The sequence below is a fragment of the Corallococcus sp. AB049A genome, assembly GCF_003668885.1.
In the GTDB taxonomy this organism is placed as follows: Bacteria; Myxococcota; Myxococcia; order Myxococcales; family Myxococcaceae; genus Corallococcus; species Corallococcus interemptor.
Map to the genome: position 1 here is coordinate 1 of NZ_RAWL01000541.1, position 5,026 is coordinate 5,026.

General features: G+C 71.2%; 5 protein-coding genes and 1 pseudogene. 5 read left to right on the forward strand and 1 reads right to left on the reverse strand.

What is annotated here, in order from left to right; all coding sequences use genetic code 11:
* The 3 genes from D7X55_RS35580 to D7X55_RS35590 all read left to right on the forward strand — a co-directional run.
* The coding region (locus D7X55_RS35580) for a PilZ domain-containing protein (RefSeq protein ID WP_147470342.1) at positions 1-232 on the forward strand (232 nt) is incomplete at its 5' end.
* 69 nt (positions 233-301) lie between these two features.
* A complete protein-coding gene (locus D7X55_RS35585; protein WP_120548962.1) occupies positions 302-706 on the forward strand; it encodes a cytidine deaminase in 405 nt (134 codons plus the stop codon).
* A gap of 12 nt (positions 707-718) precedes the next feature.
* Entirely contained in the window at positions 719-2,056 is a 1,338-nt protein-coding gene (locus D7X55_RS35590) for a 5'-deoxyadenosine deaminase (RefSeq protein ID WP_120548961.1), read from the forward strand.
* Here the strand turns inward: D7X55_RS35590 and D7X55_RS35595 are convergent.
* Positions 2,053-3,489 carry a sensor histidine kinase KdpD gene (locus D7X55_RS35595; RefSeq protein ID WP_121725370.1) on the reverse strand — a complete coding sequence of 479 codons (1,437 nt, stop codon included), beginning with the start codon at positions 3,487-3,489 and terminating at the stop codon, positions 2,053-2,055. The two genes, D7X55_RS35590 and D7X55_RS35595, sit on opposite strands and share 4 nt — an antisense overlap.
* Before the next feature lie 283 nt (positions 3,490-3,772).
* On the opposite strand from D7X55_RS35595, the gene D7X55_RS35600 reads away from it, so the two are divergent.
* Both D7X55_RS35600 and D7X55_RS35605 read left to right on the forward strand, forming a co-directional pair.
* Positions 3,773-4,510: a PspA/IM30 family protein gene (locus D7X55_RS35600; protein ID WP_120548959.1), complete on the forward strand. Its 738-nt coding sequence runs from the start codon at positions 3,773-3,775 to the stop codon at positions 4,508-4,510.
* A gap of 34 nt (positions 4,511-4,544) precedes the next feature.
* Positions 4,545-5,026, forward strand: a pseudogene (locus D7X55_RS35605) (hypothetical protein); the annotation flags it as partial.

The window sequence follows — 5,026 nt, forward strand, 5'->3', positions numbered from 1 at the left end:
GTCCCTGGGTGGCGTGGGCTGGGTGGGCGAGGCCCTGGAAGAGGGGAAGGACGTGATGGTGCGCTTCACGCTGCCCTCGACCCCCGAGGAAGTGGTGGTGAAGGGCAAGGTGCTGGCCCCCAAGCCCGGCGCGGCGGGCCTGGTGGTGCGGGTGAAGTTCGTGGACCTGCCGGTGGAGCTGGAGCTGGCCATCGCCCGGCACCTGGACGATCAGCTCAAGGGCGGGGCCTGAGTCAGGCTCCGGGTTTCATGCGGGACGGGGGCCCATTCCAGGGCCCTCCGACCCGCGAAGGAGGGCGGCATGGCGGAGGAGATTCCCTGGGAGAAGCTGTTCGAGGAAGCCCACCGGGTGCGCCAGCGCGCGCATGTGCCGTACTCGAAGTTCCCCGTGGGGGCCGCCGTGCTGTACGCGGACGGCTCCATCGTGGCCGGCTGCAACGTGGAGAACGCCACCTACGGCCTCACCGTCTGCGCGGAGCGCAACGCGTTCGCCGCGGGCGTGGCCCAGGGCAAAGGCAAGCCCGTGGCCGTGGCCATCGTCGTGGACACCCCGGAGCCCTGTCCCCCGTGCGGCATGTGCCGCCAGGTGATGGCGGAGTTCGCCGGGCCTGACCTTCCGGTGCGAAGCCGCACCCTCAACGGGCAGGAGGCGCGCTACCCGCTCAGCGAGTTGCTGCCCCACGCCTTCACCCGTTCCTTCCTCTAGGACCCCCCTCAAGTGGACTTGCTTCTCACTGGCGCCACCGTCGTCACCATGAACCGCGACCGCGAGGTGCTGCCTCGCGCGGACGTGCTCGTGCAGGACGGGCGCATCGCCAAGGTGGGCCGGGGCCTGAAGGTGAAGGGCGCCCGCCGAGTCCTGGACCTCGCCGGGCAGGTGGTGATGCCCGGCCTCATCCACGGCCACCTGCACGCCTGCCAGACGCTCTTCCGCGGCCACGCGGACAAGCGGGAGCTGCTGGACTGGCTGAAGGAGCGCATCTGGCCGCTGGAGGCCGCGCACGACCCGGCGTCCCTGCGCGCCAGCGCGGACCTGACCTTCGCGGAGCTCATCCGCTCCGGCTCCACGGCGGCGCTCGACATGGGCACCGTGCACCACTACGACGCCGTCTTCGAGTCCGCGCGCGACAGCGGCTACCGGCTGGTCGGTGGCAAGGCGATGATGGACTCCGGCGCGGAGGTGCCCGCCGGCCTGCGCGAGACGACGGCGGACTCCCTGTCGGAGAGCCTGGCGCTGATGGACCGCTGGCACGGCACCCACGACAACCGCCTGCGCTACGCGTTCGCGCCGCGCTTCGCCCTGTCCTGCACGCCGGAGCTGCTGCGCGAGGTGGGCCGGCTGTCGCGGGAGAAGGGCGTGCGCATCCACTCGCACGCCAGCGAGAACCGCACGGAGACGGACGTGGTCCGCCAGGTGACGGGCAAGGACAACATCGCCTTCTTCGACGGGCTGGGGCTCACCGGCCGCCACGTCACGCTGGCCCACTGCGTGTGGGTGGAGGGCGAGGAGCAGCGGCTCCTGCGTGACTCCGGCACGGTGGTGTGCCACTGCCCGGGCTCCAACCTGAAGCTGGCGTCGGGCTACGCGCGCATCCCGGAGCTGCTGCAGGACGGCATCCCCGTGGCGCTGGGGGCGGACGGCGCCCCGTGCAACAACACGTTGGACCTGTTCCACGAGATGCGGCTGGCGTCCGTGCTGCACAACCCGCGCGTGGGCCCGGTGGCGATGACGCCCATGCACGTCCTGGAGATGGCCACGCTGCACGGCGCTCGCGCGCTGGGCCTGGAGGACGAGGTGGGCTCCGTGGAGGCCGGCAAGCGCGCGGACCTCACGGTGGTGGACATGCGCGGCTTCCACTTCTGCCCGCTGCCGGACGACGTGACGGGACCGCTGGTGTACTCGGCGCGCTCCACGGACGTGTCGCACGTGCTCATCGACGGCAAGCTGGTGCTGCGCGAGGGCGAGCTGACGACGCTGGACGCGAACGCGGTGCTGGCCAACGCCCGCACGCAGGCGACGAAGCTCTTCGCCCGCGCGAAGCTGAAGGCCTCCTAGCGGCGCCGGGCGGCCGGCGGATCCGCCATTGGATCCGCCATTGGATCCAACGACGGCTGCGACGTCGGCTGTACGCGGGGCAGGCGCAGCACGAAGGACGTGGCCCAGCCCTCCGCGTCCTCCACCGCCAGCCGTCCGCCGTGGGCCTCCGCCGCCAGCCGGGAGAAGTACAGCCCCAGGCCGTAGCCCCGGCGGCCCTCCTTCTCCCTGCTGCCCTGCACGTACTTGTCGAAGAGGGACTCGCGCGCCTCTGGCGGGATGGCGATGCCGTCGTTGCGCACGGCCAGCCACTGGAAGCCCTCCGCCTCGCCGGCCTCCAGGCGCACCCGGCCGCCGGACGGGGCATAGCGGAGCGCATTGGTGGCCAGGTTCTCCACCACGCGGATGAGCAGCCCCGCGTCACCCACCAGCTGGAAGCCGGGGGGACAGGACAGCTCCAGCTTGATTTTGCGCAGGCGGGCCGCGCCATCCAGGGAGCGGCGGACCTCGTCGAAGAGGGGCGCCACCGGGAAGGCCTGCTTGCGCGGGGACAGCCGGCCCTGCTCCAGCCGGGGCACGTCCAACAGGTCGGAGATCATCCGGTCCAGGCGCGCGGTGACGGCCAGGCCCGTGCGCACGGACTCCACCATGGGCGTGCCGATGGGCAGCTCCTGCTCCATCCACGACAGCGACAGCGTCACGGCGGACAGGGGCGAGCGCAGGTCGTGCACCAGGAACTGCATCAGCTGCTCCTGGTGGGCCTGCAGCGCCTCCAGCTGGGCGTTGCGCGCGTGGGCCTCCGCCAGCATCCGCTCGATGGTGCGGTGGGCGTCCTCCACGTCGTGGGTGCGGCGGGCCTCCAGCTGCCGGGCCACCTCCGCGTGCGACAGGTCCATGGCCAGCTGCCGCAGCCGCCCGGTGCCGTAGTGGCTCACCGCCGCCACCAGCACCAGCGTCACCGCCGCCACGGCCATGGCGCCCGGCCCCACGCCCGCCTGGTGCATGAGGACCGCCTGGGACAGCGAGGCCAGGCCCGCCGTGCCGTAGACGAGCCAGGGCATCAGCTCCAGGCCGGACAGCGCCACCACCAGCGCGAACAGCCCCAGGCTGAAGCCCGCCACGCCCGCGGGGAAGGGCGACACGGGCAGGGCCAACTGCTGCAGACCGAACACCAGCCCCACGTCCACCAGCGACTGGACGACACCCAGCTGCTTCGTCACGGGCCGGGAGCGCAGCGCGAACAGGAGCGCCACCACGCCGCCGTAGCAGAGCAGGAGCGGCGGGTAGTGGGCCCAGTCCCGGGCGCCCGTCAGCCACAGCCCCAGGCTGACGGCGAAGAACACGGCCGTGCCCACCAGCCGCACCGCCGCCCCCGCGCCCAGAACACGGCGGCGCTGGGCGGCCACCACCCGCGCGAGCTCGTTTTCAAAGGCGACGGGAGGAGTCGGGTCCATGCGACCTGTTCGTTTTCCCCGCTTCCTCCCCGCCCGGCAAGTTCATGGCCACAGCGTCTTTCGCGACACCAGGTACGCCCCTAAAGGGGCGGGGAGTGGCGGATGGGGGCCGACCGGTGCCCCTGGACCCGGCCGGGCTGGCGGGCGGCGGCCTTCCAGGGGGCAATCAACCGCCCCGGGCGGGCGTAGTCACGGTGACACGCGCCTTGCGGCCGGATGCTTGTGAGCGGCGGAGTTCGTGTAAGGTGACTGGCATTACGCACAGGCGGAGGTGAGAGCCGACATGTGGCAGCGATTCAAGAGAGCGATGCGGAGCTTCGCGGGCTTCTTCGTCTCCTCCATCGAGGATCCGGAGCTCATCCTCGAGCAGAACATCCGTGACCTGAACGATCAGGTCCCCAAGATGAACGAGTCCATCGCCATGGTCCGGGCGAATGTGACGCTGCTCGAGAAGGAGAACATGAAGTACCAGCAGGACGTGCGGGAGCTGACCGCCAAGGTGAAGGCCGCCATCCAGGCGGGCCGGGACGACCTGGCCGGCACCTACGCGACCAAGCTCCAGGGGGAGAAGGAAGCCCTCGCGCGCAACCAGGCGCAGCTGGACATCGCGAAGCAGGCCTATGAGAAGGCCCTGAACGTCAAGAAGGCGTTCATGCGCGAGAAGGACAAGAAGACCCAGGAGGCGATGAACGCCATCCGGGACGCGCGGCGCGCCAAGTGGCAGGCGAAGGTCGCCGACACGATGGAGTCCTTCACCGTCGCGGGCGTGGACTCCACGCACGACGAGATGCTCCGCAAGGTCCAGGAGAAGACGGCCATCAACGAGGCGCGCATGCAGATGGCGCTGGAGTCGGTGGACCACACGGCCGCGGCCATCGAGGAAGAGGCGGAGAAGATCCAGGGCGACGAGCTCGTGAAGCAGTTCAAGATGGAGATGGGCCTGCTGGACAGCCCCGCGCCGGTGTCGGACGTGGGCGCGGGTCCGGAAAAGACCATCGGCAAGAAGGTGGAGATCAAGTAGGTCTTCTGCCCATGAAAGGGGCCGGCGCACACGGATGAAGCTTCACCGCGGACCCGGCCTCTTTCTCTTCCTCGCGCTCTGTCTGCTGGGCGCGGGGTACGTCTTCGCCTCGCGGGCGGGTTACCTCGACCGCCTGCAGGCGCGCTTCTTCCCCTCCACCCGTGAGGCGGTGCGGCTGTCCCCGGGAGACTTCCCGGCGGGCGTCGCGGCCCCGGTGGCGGACGTGGCCTCCGTGCCACTGCGTCCCGTGCTCATCGGTTTCACCCCGCGTGGCTCCGCCTCCGCGCTGCTCGTGGCCACCGGTGGCGCCACCACCCTGGACAACCCCGCCACGCCCCCGGGCGCCGCGCAGGGGCTGCTCAAGACGGCGTACGCACTGGACGCCCGCGCGGTGCTCTTCGCGCGCGAGGAGGAGCTGAAGCAGGCCCTGTCCGTGGGCGCGGAGAACGGCGGCGTGGACATGGCGGCCCTGTCCGTGGACCGGCTCGCGTCGTGGGCGCCCACCCTGAGGGACGC

Excerpts from the sequence above, each read along its gene's own strand:
- D7X55_RS35585 (WP_120548962.1), top strand. The coding sequence starts at position 302 with ATGGCGGAGGAGATTCCCTGGGAGAAGCTGTTCGAGGAAGCCCACCGG.
- D7X55_RS35595 (WP_121725370.1), bottom strand. The coding sequence starts at position 3,489 with ATGGACCCGACTCCTCCCGTCGCCTTTGAAAACGAGCTCGCGCGGGTG.
- D7X55_RS35600 (WP_120548959.1), top strand. The coding sequence starts at position 3,773 with ATGTGGCAGCGATTCAAGAGAGCGATGCGGAGCTTCGCGGGCTTCTTC.